The sequence below is a fragment of the Rubellimicrobium rubrum genome, from assembly GCF_006152115.1.
Lineage (GTDB): Bacteria > Pseudomonadota > Alphaproteobacteria > Rhodobacterales > Rhodobacteraceae > Rubellimicrobium > Rubellimicrobium rubrum.
This window is the reverse complement of record NZ_VDFU01000005.1, coordinates 80,847-94,796: the sequence shown is the minus strand read 5'-3', so window position 1 is coordinate 94,796 and position 13,950 is coordinate 80,847. Positions and strand designations below refer to the sequence as shown.

The 13,950-nt window shown below is 63.9% G+C and carries 14 protein-coding genes; 1 reads left to right on the top strand and 13 read right to left on the bottom strand.

Annotated features, from left to right (window positions below; genetic code table 11):
* Positions 1 to 31 precede the first annotated feature (31 nt).
* On the bottom strand, positions 32 to 310 hold the full coding sequence (sciP, locus tag FHG66_RS06170; RefSeq protein ID WP_139075874.1) for a CtrA inhibitor SciP: 279 nt from the start codon (positions 308 to 310) through the stop codon (positions 32 to 34).
* A gap of 150 nt (positions 311 to 460) precedes the next feature.
* On the opposite strand from sciP, the gene mnmA reads away from it, so the two are divergent.
* Positions 461 to 1,606, top strand: coding sequence for a tRNA 2-thiouridine(34) synthase MnmA (mnmA, locus tag FHG66_RS06165; RefSeq protein WP_139075873.1), 1,146 nt, complete (start codon positions 461 to 463; stop codon positions 1,604 to 1,606).
* Here mnmA and lpxB read toward each other — a convergent pair.
* The 12 genes from lpxB to FHG66_RS06105 all read right to left on the bottom strand — a co-directional run bounded on the left by lpxB (position 1,549) and on the right by FHG66_RS06105 (position 13,903).
* Positions 1,549 to 2,760 (bottom strand): lipid-A-disaccharide synthase, encoded by a 1,212-nt coding sequence (gene lpxB, locus FHG66_RS06160; protein WP_139075872.1) that lies wholly within the window; start codon positions 2,758 to 2,760, stop codon positions 1,549 to 1,551. The genes mnmA and lpxB overlap by 58 nt on opposite strands.
* Positions 2,757 to 3,560 (bottom strand): LpxI family protein, encoded by an 804-nt coding sequence (locus tag FHG66_RS06155; protein WP_139075871.1) that lies wholly within the window; start codon positions 3,558 to 3,560, stop codon positions 2,757 to 2,759. Before FHG66_RS06155 ends, lpxB begins: the two co-directional genes overlap by 4 nt.
* Entirely contained in the window at positions 3,557 to 4,336 is a 780-nt protein-coding gene (gene lpxA / locus FHG66_RS06150; RefSeq protein WP_139075870.1) for an acyl-ACP--UDP-N-acetylglucosamine O-acyltransferase, read from the bottom strand. The genes FHG66_RS06155 and lpxA overlap by 4 nt, the downstream gene beginning before the upstream one ends.
* The gene (gene fabZ / locus FHG66_RS06145; RefSeq protein WP_246082484.1) at positions 4,333 to 4,827 is read right to left on the bottom strand and encodes a 3-hydroxyacyl-ACP dehydratase FabZ; all 495 of its coding nucleotides are present in this window, start codon (positions 4,825 to 4,827) and stop codon (positions 4,333 to 4,335) included. The genes lpxA and fabZ overlap by 4 nt, the downstream gene beginning before the upstream one ends.
* 66 nt (positions 4,828 to 4,893) lie before the next feature.
* Positions 4,894 to 5,601, bottom strand: coding sequence for an OmpH/Skp family outer membrane protein (locus FHG66_RS06140; protein WP_139075869.1), 708 nt, complete (start codon positions 5,599 to 5,601; stop codon positions 4,894 to 4,896).
* A complete protein-coding gene (gene bamA / locus FHG66_RS06135) occupies positions 5,601 to 7,925 on the bottom strand; it encodes an outer membrane protein assembly factor BamA (protein ID WP_139075996.1) in 2,325 nt (774 codons plus the stop codon). Before bamA ends, FHG66_RS06140 begins: the two co-directional genes overlap by 1 nt.
* Before the next feature lie 301 nt (positions 7,926 to 8,226).
* Positions 8,227 to 9,561, bottom strand: a complete 1,335-nt coding sequence (rseP, locus tag FHG66_RS06130; RefSeq protein WP_139075868.1) for an RIP metalloprotease RseP — start codon at positions 9,559 to 9,561, stop codon at positions 8,227 to 8,229.
* Positions 9,562 to 9,564: 3 nt separating this feature from the next.
* A complete protein-coding gene (gene dxr / locus FHG66_RS06125; protein ID WP_139075867.1) occupies positions 9,565 to 10,752 on the bottom strand; it encodes a 1-deoxy-D-xylulose-5-phosphate reductoisomerase in 1,188 nt (395 codons plus the stop codon).
* Positions 10,749 to 11,549 (bottom strand): phosphatidate cytidylyltransferase, encoded by an 801-nt coding sequence (locus FHG66_RS06120; protein ID WP_139075866.1) that lies wholly within the window; start codon positions 11,547 to 11,549, stop codon positions 10,749 to 10,751. Before FHG66_RS06120 ends, dxr begins: the two co-directional genes overlap by 4 nt.
* Entirely contained in the window at positions 11,546 to 12,298 is a 753-nt protein-coding gene (gene uppS / locus FHG66_RS06115) for a polyprenyl diphosphate synthase (protein WP_246082483.1), read from the bottom strand. Before uppS ends, FHG66_RS06120 begins: the two co-directional genes overlap by 4 nt.
* A 24-nt stretch (positions 12,299 to 12,322) precedes the next feature.
* The gene (gene frr / locus FHG66_RS06110; protein WP_139075865.1) at positions 12,323 to 12,886 is read right to left on the bottom strand and encodes a ribosome recycling factor; all 564 of its coding nucleotides are present in this window, start codon (positions 12,884 to 12,886) and stop codon (positions 12,323 to 12,325) included.
* A 117-nt stretch (positions 12,887 to 13,003) separates the two neighbouring features.
* Positions 13,004 to 13,903, bottom strand: a complete 900-nt coding sequence (locus FHG66_RS06105) for an MBL fold metallo-hydrolase (RefSeq protein WP_139075864.1) — start codon at positions 13,901 to 13,903, stop codon at positions 13,004 to 13,006.
* Between the last annotated feature and the right edge of the window lie 47 nt (positions 13,904 to 13,950).

The window sequence follows — 13,950 nt, the reverse complement described above, 5'->3', positions numbered from 1 at the left end:
TTACGATTACAGCCCCTTCTCTCATTTCTCGCTAAGGTTGTCGATACTTTTGTAACCATGTCGTTCGCAATGCGGCTTCACCGTGGATGGTCACGGCCTGCTCCCATTCGGCGAACTCCTCCTCGCTCAGGCCGTAGGTCTGGAGGGCCGATCCCCTTGAGATCAACCCAGCCTCTACGGCCCGGACCACGGCAGCCTTGCGTGAGGCCACCCATCGCCTTGTTTCGGGCGGAGGAAGATCCGCCCTAGTCATAATCGTTCCATCCGGCAGCGTTACGGCTCGGGGGCCGTCAACCTTGCGCAGAAACATCGCTCACCCCTGTTTGACGATCTTCGCAGGGGGGAGCGTTGCGTCTTGACGCTTAAGGCAGAATGAAGCAAGGCCTTGTGAGTAAGTCGCATTTTCCTATATTGTCGAACGACCTTGGGGCTGATTTTAGCCTCCTCCGTGGAAGCTCCTATGCCTCTCGACGACACTCTTGCCCCCTCGGGGCTCAACTCCTTGGGCTTGCCAAAGAAGCCTGCCGACACGCGGGTGGTGGTGGCCATGTCGGGCGGCGTGGACAGTTCCGTCGTGGCGGCCATGCTGGCGGAAGAAGGTTACGACGTCGTCGGAGTGACGTTGCAGTTGTACGATCATGGCGCCGCATTGGCCCGAAAGGGGGCCTGCTGCGCGGGACGTGACATCCACGATGCGCGGCGGGTCGCAGAGGCGGTAGGTTTTCCTCATTATGTTCTCGATTACGAGTCGACTTTCCGCGACTCGGTGATCAACGAATTTGCGGACAGTTATCTGGCCGGAGCGACGCCGGTCCCCTGCATCCGCTGCAACGAACGGGTCAAGTTCCGGGATCTGCTTGGTGTGGCCAAGGATCTCGATGCCGACTGCATGGCTACGGGCCACTACATCCGGCGGTACATGGGACCCAACGGTGCAGAACTGCACCGCGCCGCCGACGCTGCGCGGGACCAATCCTATTTCTTGTTCTCCACGACACGGGAACAACTGGATTACCTTCGTTTTCCTTTGGGCGGGCTTGCTTCCAAGGCCGAGACCCGGGCCTTGGCCGCGCGCTACGGCCTCGCGGTGGCTGACAAGCCCGACAGTCAGGATATCTGCTTCGTGCCCTCCGGCAACTACGCCGCGGTGATCGAGAAGTTGCGCCCCGGTGCGGCCGAGCCGGGTGACATCGTGGACGAACTGGGGAACGTCCTAGGACATCACGGCGGAGTCCTGCACTACACGGTAGGCCAGCGTCGTGGTCTGGGGATCGGGGGCCTGGGCGAGCCACTGTTCGTGGTCCGACTTGATCCCGACAGGCGTCACGTCGTGGTCGGCCCGCGCGAGATGCTGCAAACGCGACGTGTGGTGCTCAAGGAGTTGAACTGGCTTGGCGACGCGCCGCTCGACGGCGAGCAGGAGGTGCTTGTGCGGGTCCGCTCCACCCGGCAGCCTGTGCCGGCCCTGGTCCGAGCGACCGAGGACGGCGCCGAGGTGACGCTGCTCACCCCCGAGGAAGGCGTTGCGCCCGGGCAGGCTTGCGTCTTCTACGCTCCCGAAGGGACACGCGTGCTCGGCGGTGGCTGGATCCGTCGCGCCGCCTGATCGACCTCCCATCCCGCCAGGATCGCCTCTGCGGCACGCAGGCCGGGTGCAGGCCCACCCTGCCCCAACCGCTCCATGGTGAGCCGCATGGCGTGCTGCTGAGCCTCTGGATGAGCAAGAACCCTTAGCAGCCCTTCGGCGATGAGATCCGGACGGCAGGCTGGCCCAAGGAACTCAGGCACCGTCCGGGACTCGGATACGATGTTGACGAGCGTCACCGTGTCCAACCGCACGATCCGATGAAGGACCTGCCAGGACAGCCATGCCATGTCGTAGGCGATGACCATGGGCGTGCCAGCGGCCGACAATTCCAGGGACACCGTCCCTGACGCGGCCAAGGCAACATCTGCGGCGCGAAAGGCTGCGCGCTTGGTGGCCTGCGATTCCGGATCCTCCCCCGGAACCAGAAGGATCGGCTTCACTGGCCAGGATCCTGACAGGTCACGAACCAGATCGGCAACGGGCCGGGCTGCGGGAAGAACGACCCTCAACCCTGACCGTCGCGCCGCGACCTGGGCGATCGCCTCCCCGAAGCGAACCGTCAGGCGTTCGACCTCTCCCCGCCGCGATCCTGGCAGAGCCAGAACCATCGGAGCGTCACCGATCCCGTGGGCGGTTCGGAACAACCGCGCTTCGGCCTCGGTGGCTGGGGGCTCGGCCACGACCGGGTGGCCGACGAAGTCGCAGGGCACCCCTTCAGCTTCCCAAAGAGGGGGCTCGAAGGGGAAGAGAGCCAGCAGTTGATCGACGACGCCTTTGAGCTTTAGGGCTCGACCGGGCCGCCAAGCCCAGATGGTTGGGGCGACGTAATGGACACAGCGGATCTCCGGCGCCGCCTGCTTGACGGCTCGGGCCGCTCGCAACCCGAAATCTGGAATGTCGATGGTGAGGAGGATGTCGGGCCGGGTCTCGATCACCCGGCGGATCACCTCGTTCAGACGCCGTTTCAGGCCGAAATAGCGAGGAAGAACTTCGGCCAGTCCCATGACCGACAACTCGGACATTGGAAACCGACTCTCTAGCCCGGCGGCAGTCATGGCATGGCCGCCGATACCGTCGAATGTCACATCGGGTCTTAGTTCCCTCAAGCCTGCCATGGCAGCAGCGCCGAGCCGATCGCCTGACGGCTCGCCCGCCAGGATGAAGATCCTCATGACCGAGGTTCCCTGACCCAGAGCACGATCCCCGCACGGTCGGCAGCAGCGACACTCCTGTCCCGTTCAAGAACCATGACGCCTCGTGCCTCGATCACGATGGCGGCCAGACCCGAGCCTTGCGCCTGCTCGACGGTCCCAGGGCCGATGACCGGCAGATCGGCGCGCCGGTCCTGGTTGCGCTTGGGGGCCTTGAAGAACACAGCCCCGCGCGCCAGCCCGATCACGCTCCGGAGCATAAAATCCGTTCCCGGTGCGGTCTCGACCGCCAAGACCTGATTGTTCCTGACGATCAGCCCCTGCCCGATGTCGGCTTCGGCGAGAATGCGATGCACCTCTTCGGCTCGGGCCGAGTCGGCCTCCTGGCCTGGGGATGGCTGCGCGACCGTCAGCACACCAGCAGGGGGAAGCAGATCCGGAACGATATCCTGGACGGAACGCACCACGAAGCCAGCGTCTTCAAACAGGTGCATGACCGTTCGCAAGGCGCCATCGTCGCCTTTCTGGAGGGCGTCCATCAGCCTTGGAACCAAGGGCGCCGTAAGCGGATCGACGGCTCTGGGGTCGATCTGCGGCCGGGCAATCTTGCCGCTGAAGCAGACTGTACTGACTTCAAGGTCGGACAGGTGACGCATCAGGGTTCCTAGGTGCTCAATGCGGAACACCAGCGGCTCCGGAGGCACGGCCACGAGGCTCGTCTCCTGCCCAACAACGCAGAGAACAGGAGGAACGCCGGTCCTGCCGAGCGCGGCCGCCACATGGGATGTCAACGGATCAACGCTGCCGATCAGCGCGATCATCGCGGCGTCAGGAACTGCCGGTCGGAGGCAGACTGAACGAACTCGGCCCACTCACGGACCATGCCGCTGTCAGCACCGTTCAGCGCCCGGACCTTCTGCTGAAAGGGGGCCTCACCGTCGCGAAGATCCTGATAGGCCTGTCGGAGCGCAGAGATGTCTTCCCGCGGAGTGCCCCGACGCTTCAGGCCGATCAAGTTCAGACCTTCGAGTTCCCCACGCGGGCCTTGGACAAGGCCATGGGGCAGCACGTCATGGGTTACCATCGAAAGCGCGCCGATCATGGCCCCCCGGCCGATGCGGACCCATTGATGGATCCCGGCCAAGCCGCCGATCACGACGTCGTCGCCGACTTCGCAATGGCCGGCGATGGCTGCGCAGTTGGCGACAACCACACGGTCGCCGACCTTGGCATCATGCGCGACGTGGCAGCCCGCCATGAACAAGCCACCGTTCCCGATGCGCGTCTCACCACCACCGCCAGCAGTCCCGAGGTTCATGGTCACATGCTCCCGGATGCGGTTGTGCGATCCGATGCGCAAGCGGGTCCTCTCTCCCGCATACTTCAAGTCCTGCGGCACTTCACCCAACACAGCGAAGGAGAAGACCAGAGTCCCCTGACCGATTTCCGTGTCGCCCTGCACGACGACATGCGACTTGAGTTCGACGCCGTCGCCGAGAACGACATCCGGCCCGACCACACAAAGCGGACCGATGCGCACGCCTGCGCCGATCTTGGCCCCGGGCTCGATCACGGCGCTGGGATGGACTTGCATCAACCGGCCATCGACATGTCTATCATCGCTGTGAACTCCGCCTCGGCGGCAAGCTCGCCATCCACGGTGGCGCGCCCGGCAAAACGCCAGACCTTGCCGCCAGGCTTGCCCCGCAGCGTCGTCACATCCATGACGAGCTGGTCGCCTGGCACCACCTTGCGGCGGAACTTGCAACTGTCGATCGCCATGAAGTAGATCAACAGTTCCTTGTCCATCATACCCAGCCCGGCCCCGACCATCACGCCAGCCGTCTGCGCCATGGCTTCGATGATCATCACGCCTGGCATGATCGGCTGGGCAGGAAAGTGCCCCTGGAACTGCGGCTCGTTCATCGTGATGTTCTTGATGCCCTGTGCTCGGGCGGTGCCTTCGATGTTTCGTACCCGATCCACCAAAAGGAACGGATATCGATGTGGTAAAATTCGTTGAATGAGCAGGATATCGGCCTCGGTCACGGCCGCGATCGGCATGGCTGCGGTGGTTGCCTCGTCCATGGCGCATCCCCTGTCATTGTTGCGGCCTGCCTAGCAAGACGCTCCCGGGCTCGCAAGCGCTGCGGGTCAGTCGCCCGGGATGCCGATGGCCGGGGCCTGCTCGGATGGCTGGCTCCGGTCCGGCGCGTCTGATGGTTCGATGACCGACGTGGATCTACCCGGTGCCTCTGCTTCCTCAGTCGGTCCACTGGCCGGGCCTGAGACGGCTGACGGAGGTTCCACGGGCAAAGGCGAAGCCCCGTCTCCAAGTTGGGCATCCATGGCGGCAATTGCTTCGTCGGTAACATCGACGAGGCCGACGCTCAGGAAAACATCACGCCGTTCGAGGATGACCGCGGCTCCGCTGTCCAGCATGAGCCGCACCAAGACCGGCCTCACAGAGTTCAGGAACTCTTCCCGTCCCCGTGCCACCGCCTCTTCCAAGTCACGCTGCTTGGCGTCCTGCTGGGCCCGGATAGTCTGGACCCGGGCGTCGAACGCATCAGCCTCGGTGCGGAAGTCCTCGACCTCCATCGTAGGGCGACGGTCGGTGAGGGAGCGTTCTTCGGTCGTGAGTTGCAGGCGCAACCGCTCGTTCTCGGCCGACAAAGCTTCGGTGCGTTCGCGCAGATCGTCGCTGATCCGCTGCCCGAACTGCGTCTCGGCCAAGAGCCGGTCCACATCGATCGTGAGGACCGGGCTTTGGACACGGCCCATCGAGAGGTCGTCCTGCGCCACCCCGAAATCGGGAACCAAGGCCAGGAGGGCCGCAGCGATCAGGGCGCGCAGGTGCATCAGAACTGGGTCGAGACGGTCACGTCGAAGTTCTGGGGCCGGTCGAACTCTTCGGATAGAAGCGGGCGCGTGAAGTTGAACCGGAGTGGCCCCAAAGGAGTGTCCCAGAACACTGACACACCCGCCACGGCCCGTGGCGTGAAATCGTCATAACGGACACGGTCCGTCTGCTCGACGCCAACATCCCACACGGAGCCGTAATCGACGAAGGCTCCGCCCGATATCCCATATTCCTCGGGAAGGAAGATCGGGAACTCGGCTTCCAGGCGCGCAACAGCATAGGTGTTGCCACCCAGAGCGTCGTCCGTCTCAATGTCGCGCGGGCCGATCCCGCCCCGTTCAAACCCGCGAATGACCCTGGAGCCTAGGAAAAAGCGGTCCGTCACCCGGCTGTTGCCATCGAGGTAGTTCAGGAAACCGCCTTCCAGAGTGGCCCGAAGCGTAACATCCTCGCCCATCACCCGCGTCTCGGCTGAAGCCAAGGCGGTGCTACGGATGAAGCTGCGGTCGCCGAACCCATACTCCTGACCTGCCCGCAGAAGGAAATTGGTCGGCGAGTCCAGATTGGAACGACGTGTGTCGATGCTGTAGCTGAACCCCACCGAATTGGTCCAAAGCCCGCCCTGCGCGGCTTCGGCTTCGATGATCGGGCTTGCGTCGTCGCTTTGATCGGCTGGCGTGTCCGATCCAGCGACATCGGTGATGTCCGTGTACTCGCCAGCATAGAAGACGTTCAGTCGCCCCCTCTCGCTGATCGGGAAGCCAAGCGATGGAGACACGCGGAACGCATCAGTGTCGTAGAGCGCGCTTGCGTTGTCGGTCTGCCGGAAGCTGAGCTCGATCCCTGCCTCAAGGTCACGGCCAAGGAAACGGGGCTCCGTAAAGTCGAACGTCAGAACCCTATTGTCGCTGCCGGTGGACAACTCGAACTCAAGCGACTGCCCACGGCCGAGGAAGTTCGCCTCCGAGAAACTGGCCACCAGAGCTGGGCCATTGTCGCTCGAATAGTTCACGCCGAACGACAGCGAGCCGGTGGGCTGCTCCTCGACGTTCACGTCAACGATCACCTGATCGGGGGACGACCCCTCACGTGCCTCGACTTCGGCATCGGCGAAGTAGCCCAGAGCACGAATCCTCTCGGCCGATTCGCGAATCTCACGGGGGTTGAACGGGTCACCCTCGACAGTCCGGAACTGGGCGCGGATCACACGGTCCAACGTTGTGGCGTTGCCCTCGATGTCGATCCTTTCCACAAAGATACGATCACCCGGGACGAGCGCGTACTCAACGTTCAACGCGAGACCCCGTTCATCACGGGTGATCCGGGGTTCGACCAGGAGGAAGTTGATCCCCTGGCGCAATGCCAGAGTCTCGATCCTCGCGATGTCGTTGTCCACGGCGAGCGGCGAGTAGACCTGCCCCGGTCGGACGCGAACCGCGGCGCGGAAGGCCGACACATCGACCTCTGGGATGGCGCTTGTCACGGTCACGGTGCCGAAATCGAACCGCTGCCCTTCCTGAACGTCGAACGTGATGAGGTAGGCGTCACGTTCGCGGGTCAGGTTTACCCCGACATCATTGACCGTGAAATCCGCATAGCCGCGCGAGCGATAGAAGTCGGTCAGGAGTTGCCGGTCGAAGTTGATCCTTTCGGCAACGAAGGTGTCGCTGCCGATGACCTGCCTTAAGAGACCCGCCTGGCGCGTCTCGAGCACGTTGCGGAGCCGCCGATCGGAGAAGCCGCGGTTCCCGACGAACGAGATGCGCTCGACCTCGGTCACGCCGCCTTCGTTCACTTGGAACACCAAGTCGACCCTATTATCGTCGCGCCGGATGATGGCAGGCACCACGACTGCGTTGATCCGACCCGACGCGGCATAGGCCTGCACAATGGCGGCCGTGTCCTGCTCGGCCTGAACTGGAGAGAACACACGCCGTTCCACCGATCCGACCAGCGGAGCGAGTTCCTCATCCGACAGGCGCGCATTTCCCTCGAAGTTGATCCGGTTGACTGTCGGCCATTCCTGCACGCGGATGACCAGAGTGCCGCCGTCGGGCACGACGTCCACTGTCTCGAACAGACCTGTGCCCCGAATCGCCTGCGCGGCGTCGTTGAGTTGTCCTGCGGTCAGGGTCTCACCCTGAGAGATGCCGGCCTGTGCCAGGATCGTGGCGGTCTCGATCCGCTGGTTGCCCTCGACGCGGACAGAATCGAAACTGAAGTTCTGGGCGCCCAGGGTAACCGGCGCTGCTGAAAGCAGCAGAGCCGCGAAGACACGGCCGCGCAAACCCACACGCTTTGTGCGTCTCAGCCGTCCGTTCATCTCCACCGCCCGCTTCTTTGTGGTTATTCGCCCCGAGGCGTAGCGGGAACCAGGCCCGATGTCAAAACCAACGGACGTGGACGGCGCGAGCGCCTGTCAGCGGATACCATATGAGCACAGCCATGCACCGACCCAGAGCGACGCGCCCACAATGGCCAATCCGAGCAACCTGTCGAGATGAACACTGGCCAGAACGATCAGACCCTGCGAGTTCAACCGGAACCCTTGCATCGCGCTCCCCCTGCTGCGCCGGCCCGTATGGCATGGGAACAGGGCAGCAGGACGGCTCAACTACGGCAAATCAAGGGCACAGGAACAAGTCGTTCGCCACGGCCCAGAACATCAGCGTCAGAAGAAGGGCAAGCCCCGCAGCCATCAGCACCCGCAAGGCACGATCCGTCGGTGGCCGACCCGTGACCGCCTCCCAAGCGTGGAAAACCAGATGCCCTCCGTCAAGGATCGGAATCGGGAACAGGTTCATGAGACCGACCGCCGCCGAAAGAACAGCCAGGAATCCGATAAAGCTGGTGGTCCCTTGCGACGCCATCGCACCCGAGGTTTCCGCAATGCCGACCGGCCCGGACAGATTGCACGTCGAAATGGCCCCAGTCAGCATATGCCCGATCCCGGAAAGCGATGATCCCAGGACGAACCACAACTGCGCCAGCGAATCTCCCAGGGCGGTCAGCAGACCCGGCGTCTCGGTCTTGGCCTCGAAGAACGGTCCGCCCGAGACGCCGACAAGCCAGCGTGTCTCGAAACCGCCTTCGGGCAGCGGAAGGTCGGCACGCCTGGGAACTACCGTGAAGTGCAACATCTCGCCACTGCGCCAGATATCGAAGGCCAGCGGACGGCCCTCGGAGGCGAGGACGGAGGCCACCAACTCATCGAAGGCGTAGACTGGTCTGCCATCGACGGCGGTGACGACGTCACCGCTCCGGATTCCTACATCCCAGGCTGCGCTGTCCGGCGAAACGGACGAGGCCACAGGCGGCAGCGGATGTGGGCCGCGCACCGCCAGTTCCTCTCCGTCCCGGCGGATCCGGTAATCGATGCTAGGTGCGGGCGGGATCTCAGCAAGAGCTCCACCTAGCGTCTGCACCGTGACAGGGCGCCCGGCGACGTCGAGAATCTCATCGCCCGGTCGAAGCTCTTGAACATAAACTTCGGGAAGCTGCACCAGTTGGGCCACTGTAAGGGGGTCAGTGGCTCGACCTTGCGAAAGAATGAGGGCGCAGAACAGCAGGACCGAAAGGAGGAAGTTGGCAAAGGGTCCGGCCGCAACCGTCGCGGCTCTGGCCCAGAGTGGGGCGCCCAGCATCGTTTGCCGCCGCTCGGAATGGGCAACTCGACTATCGTCGCCACCAACCGAGGCGGCGTTGGCGTCCCCGAGGAACTTGACGTAACCCCCGAAAGGAAGCGCAGCGACTTGCCAACGCGTTCCATGCCGGTCGGTCCTCGCGAACAGCACGGGGCCGAAGCCCAGAGAGAACACCTCGGCCTTGATGCCGGTCCAGCGCCCGACAATGTAGTGACCGTACTCGTGAACCGCGACGATGATCGAAAGCGCAATCACGAACGCGACCAAGGTAAAGGCCAAGCTGCCGAACTGGGGCAGGAACTGCGTCACGTCCACTCATCACCTCATCATGCCGACCACGATCTCGCCGGCCCGGAGCCGGGCGAGGCGGTCCGCCTCTAGCACGTCCTCTAGGGACGGCACGGCATCATCTGGACTTAGGCGCGGCAAGCCCGAGTCACCAGACATCCTATCAAGCGTTCGCGTCACGACGGGTGCCATATCGGTGAAGCCGATCGCCCCGGCGAGGAACGCGTCCAGCGCGGCCTCTTTGGCGGCGTTGAACACTGGACCGGACAGGCCTCCCTCTTCCATGACCCGGCGGGCCAGCGCCAAGGCCGGATAGCGCTCCGGATCGGGAGGGCGGAACGTCAGCTGGCCTACGGCCGCAAGATCCAGGCGCGCGACGGGCAGCGGCTCACGGATGGGATAGTTCAGGGCGAACCCTATGGCATGCCGCATGTCCGGGGCGCCGAGATGCGCCATGAGAGCGCCGTCCCGGAAGCCCACCAGCGCGTGAACCAGGCTTTCGGGATGGATCAGGACCTCGATGGCCTCAGGAGGGAGGCCGAAGAGCTCATGGGCCTCGATCACCTCGAGGGCCTTGTTGAACATGGAAGCCGAGTCGATCGTGATGCGCTGCCCCATTGCCCAATTAGGGTGGGACGAAGCTTCCTCCACGGTCGCTTGGTGCAGACTGTCCAGCGGCCAGTCGCGGAACGCTCCACCGGATGCCGTCAGGACCAATCGTTCCACGTCCCGAACGCTCTCGCCTCGCAGGGCTTGGAAGATTGCGGAATGCTCGCTGTCCACCGGCAGGATCACAGCCCCATTCTGCCGCGCGGTGGCCATCACTAACGGCCCCGCGGCAACCAGCGTCTCCTTGTTCGCCAAGGCCAGCACCCCGCCGCGTCGAAGAATCTCGACGCCGGGCACAAGGCCGGCGGCGCCGACGATGGCGCTCATCGTCCAGTCAGCGGGGCGCTGGGCAGCTTCCTTGACGGCCTCGCCCCCGGCCGCGACCTCGATCCCGCTGCCAGCGAGATGGTCCCTAAGTTCATGGTACCGATCATCGCAGGCCGTCACAGCCAGGCGCGCGCCCAGCCTGCGCGCCTGATCGGCCAGCAGGGCAACATTGTTGGCGCCGGTCAGGGCCTCGACGTCGAACTCGCCAGGCCGCCTTGCGATCAGATCGAGGGTGGACTGCCCGACACTACCCGTCGCGCCCAGAACGGAGATGCGCCTCAACTCGACACCACCGGAACCCCAGCCAGCGCGCTCACCAGCAGCATGAACAGCGAAGCACCCAGCATGGCATCGAAGCGGTCGAACAACCCGCCATGGCCCGGAATGAGAGCGGATGAATCCTTGACACCCATTCGCCGTTTCAGAGCACTTTCGGCGATGTCGCCCCACTGGGATGCCATGGAAAGCGCGATGGAGAGCGGCACGATCTCGGGGCCAACTTGGGCGAACTGGTCGAAGAGGAGTCCCACCCCTGCCGCGCCGACCCAACCCGCGACCGTTCCAGACCACGTCTTCTTCGGGCTAACGCGGGGCCAGAACTTGGGCCCGCCGATCAGGCGGCCCGCGAAGTAGCCGGCGATGTCGGTGATCACGACCACGCCGATAAGCCACAGAATCCAGAAGAAGCCGTAATCCGTCCGGAAAGTCACGAGACCCCAGCCCGCCAACTGCACAGCCAAGGCGAAGAAGAAGAACGTCATCCGCTCGCGACGCAATGTCAAAGCGCCGGCCAGGGATGCCAACAGGAACAGGCTCAGCCCCCAAGTCTCCTGCAGCGCAAGCTGGCCCGAAAGAACGCTCGCCACCATGGCGGCGAGCAGCATGCCCCGGGTCGGACCCTGGGGTTCGATCATCGTCCAAAGTTCCCAGATCATGATGGCTGTGACGAACACCGTCACCATCTGGAACCACACCCCACCAGCCACGACGCAGCCGGTTCCTACGGCGATCATGACGGCAGCCGACGTCGCACGCGGCCCAAGGTCAGCCCAACGGGATGGATCGGCTGGCGCCGTCACGCCGGAGCCTTGACTGCCCCGAACCGGCGGTCGCGCATCGCATACCCATGGACGATGCGCCCGAACTCCGCCGCCGTGAAGTCCGGCCAGAGCGTATCGATGAACTCGTACTCCGCATATGCCGACTGCCAGAGCAGGAAGTTCGAAATGCGCGCCTCGCCGGATGTTCGTATGACTAGATCGGGGTCTGGCAGCACGCGGGTATCAAGAAACTTGGCCAGCGTTTCGGCGTCCACATCCTTGTGGGTAAGTCGCCCCATCTCGATCTCGTAGGCCAGCCGCTTGGCGGCACGGGTCACCTCATCCCGTCCGCCGTAGTTCAGCGCGATGGTCAGATGGACCCGGTCGTTGCCAGAGGTGAGCAACTCCAGATCATCCATGAGAGTAATGAGCTTCGGATCGAGCTTGATCCGGTCGCCAATGAACCGGACGCGCACCCCGCGCCGGTAAAGATCCTGCGCTTCGCGCTGGATGTAGCGCCGGAACAGCGACATGAGGCCAGCAACTTCGGCCTGAGTGCGCTTCCAGTTCTCCGTGGAGAAGGCGAAGATCGTTAGATACCTCACCCCGAGATCGGGACAGGCCTCCACGATCTCGCGGACGCGCTTGGCGCCGGCATGGTGACCCAGGAGGCGCGGTCGTCCGCGCATCTGGGCCCAGCGCCCATTGCCGTCCATGATGATCGCAACGTGTCGGGGACCGGCCGGGTTGGCGCCCGTCCGGGCTTCGGTCGTGCTGTTCATGGCCATGGCCGAACTCCGGATCTGCGCAGGTCAGACCTGCATGATTTCGGCCTGCTTGGCCTCGAGCGCCTGATCGACGTTCTTGATGAAACGGTCCGTCAGTTCCTGGACCTCGCCTTCCCAGAACTTGACGTCGTCCTCGGAAAGACCGTTGCCCTTGGCCTTCTTGATCTGGTCCATGCCGTCCCGGCGAAGGTTGCGGATGGCGACCCGCGCGTGCTCGGCGTAGTTGGCCGCGACCTTTGTCAACTCGCGGCGCCGCTCCTCGTTCAACTCGGGGATCGGGAGCATAATGATGGTGCCATTCGTCTGCGGATTGATCCCCAGCCCCGAGTCGCGGATCGCCTTTTCGACCTTGGACACCATGCCACGGTCCCAAACGTTGATCGTCACCATCCTCGGCTCGGGCACGTTGATCGTCCCGAGCTGGTTCACTGGTGTCATCTGACCATAAGCCTCGACCTGGACAGGTTCCAGCATGGAGCCCGAAGCACGCCCCGTACGAAGCGAAGCGAATTCGGTCCGGAGCGAGGCGATTGCCCCGTCCATACGCCGGCTCAGGTCGTCGGTATCGAGTTCGAAGTCGTCAGCCATAAATATGCTCGTCCCGATGTTTCTCGCGGGTTCGCCGCTCTATAGCCGTATCGCCGCAAGCTTGTATAGCGCCGCCTTTTCAGTCGAAAGCGCGCCTGAACACCATTAGCCATGAGTTTATGACAATTCGTAGGCGCTTCCGTCCTGGGCTCGTCTCGGCTCTGTCAGATAACGGCCCTGCCGGGGAACGGAGAGGTCGCCAAAGTCCTTCGCCAGCCGGTGCAGCCCTTCCCTCATCTCGGCCCCATGAAGTGGCTGCCCGTGCATGGTCATGAGCAGGTCGGGCTGGAGGTCGGCTAACTGAGCGACGGACTCCTCGGCGTCGGGCCAGTTGACCGTGAAGTACATGGGTGGGCCGTGCAGTTCCGGCTCTTGTACGGCGACGGCGTAGGCCGACTCCTGCGCGGTCGTGACGACCGCATCGCCCGCAATGAGCGTGCGGTCCGATTCGCGCCAGAACGAGACGTGGCCAACGGAGTGCCCCGGCGTGTGGACCCAACGCCAGCCTGCCAGGAACGGCACGCTTCCGTCGGACGGCAGATCCTGTAGACGCTGCGCGACATCGACCGGCTTGCGAGGGTAGAGCCGCGCCAGTGCGGCCATGAGGCCGCCGCCGACCGTTGGGTCGCCCGGTGGGTAGGAGGCGCTCCCATCAAGGTACGGACGTTCCAGCGGATGGGCAAAGACCGGCACGTCCCAGTCCTCAGCAAGTTGCTCCAAGGCGCCCACATGATCGAAGTGGCCATGTGTCATCAGGATGGCGGCTGGTCGCGAGTCTTCGCCGAAACGCGCCCGCGCTGCGTCGCGGATCAAGGGAGCCGTGCCCAACAGGCCGGCGTCGATCAGCACCCAGTTCCGGTCAGCGGCTCCGGCAGCTCCGACGAACACCACATTCACGAGTCCCAGGCGGCGGTAGGCCAAGTCCGACGCAACCTCATGCGTATGGTCATGCCGCACCGAGTCCATGTCCGGATCGAATGCTACAGACTCGTCGGATATGGGGATCTGCTGTGCCATCGCGGGCTCCTGCGCTGTCGTCCGCAGCACAACGGCACGATGGCGAC

Excerpts from the sequence above, each read along its gene's own strand:
- fabZ (WP_246082484.1), bottom strand. The coding sequence starts at position 4,827 with ATGGACGAGGCAACCACCGCAGCCATGCCGATCGCGGCCGTGACCGAG.
- FHG66_RS06105 (WP_139075864.1), bottom strand. The coding sequence starts at position 13,903 with ATGGCACAGCAGATCCCCATATCCGACGAGTCTGTAGCATTCGATCCG.
- FHG66_RS06140 (WP_139075869.1), bottom strand. The coding sequence starts at position 5,601 with ATGCACCTGCGCGCCCTGATCGCTGCGGCCCTCCTGGCCTTGGTTCCC.
- sciP (WP_139075874.1), bottom strand. The coding sequence starts at position 310 with ATGTTTCTGCGCAAGGTTGACGGCCCCCGAGCCGTAACGCTGCCGGAT.
- uppS (WP_246082483.1), bottom strand. The coding sequence starts at position 12,298 with ATGGCCATGAACAGCACGACCGAAGCCCGGACGGGCGCCAACCCGGCC.
- bamA (WP_139075996.1), bottom strand. The coding sequence starts at position 7,925 with ATGAACGGACGGCTGAGACGCACAAAGCGTGTGGGTTTGCGCGGCCGT.
- FHG66_RS06155 (WP_139075871.1), bottom strand. The coding sequence starts at position 3,560 with ATGATCGCGCTGATCGGCAGCGTTGATCCGTTGACATCCCATGTGGCG.
- frr (WP_139075865.1), bottom strand. The coding sequence starts at position 12,886 with ATGGCTGACGACTTCGAACTCGATACCGACGACCTGAGCCGGCGTATG.
- lpxB (WP_139075872.1), bottom strand. The coding sequence starts at position 2,760 with ATGAGGATCTTCATCCTGGCGGGCGAGCCGTCAGGCGATCGGCTCGGC.
- mnmA (WP_139075873.1), top strand. The coding sequence starts at position 461 with ATGCCTCTCGACGACACTCTTGCCCCCTCGGGGCTCAACTCCTTGGGC.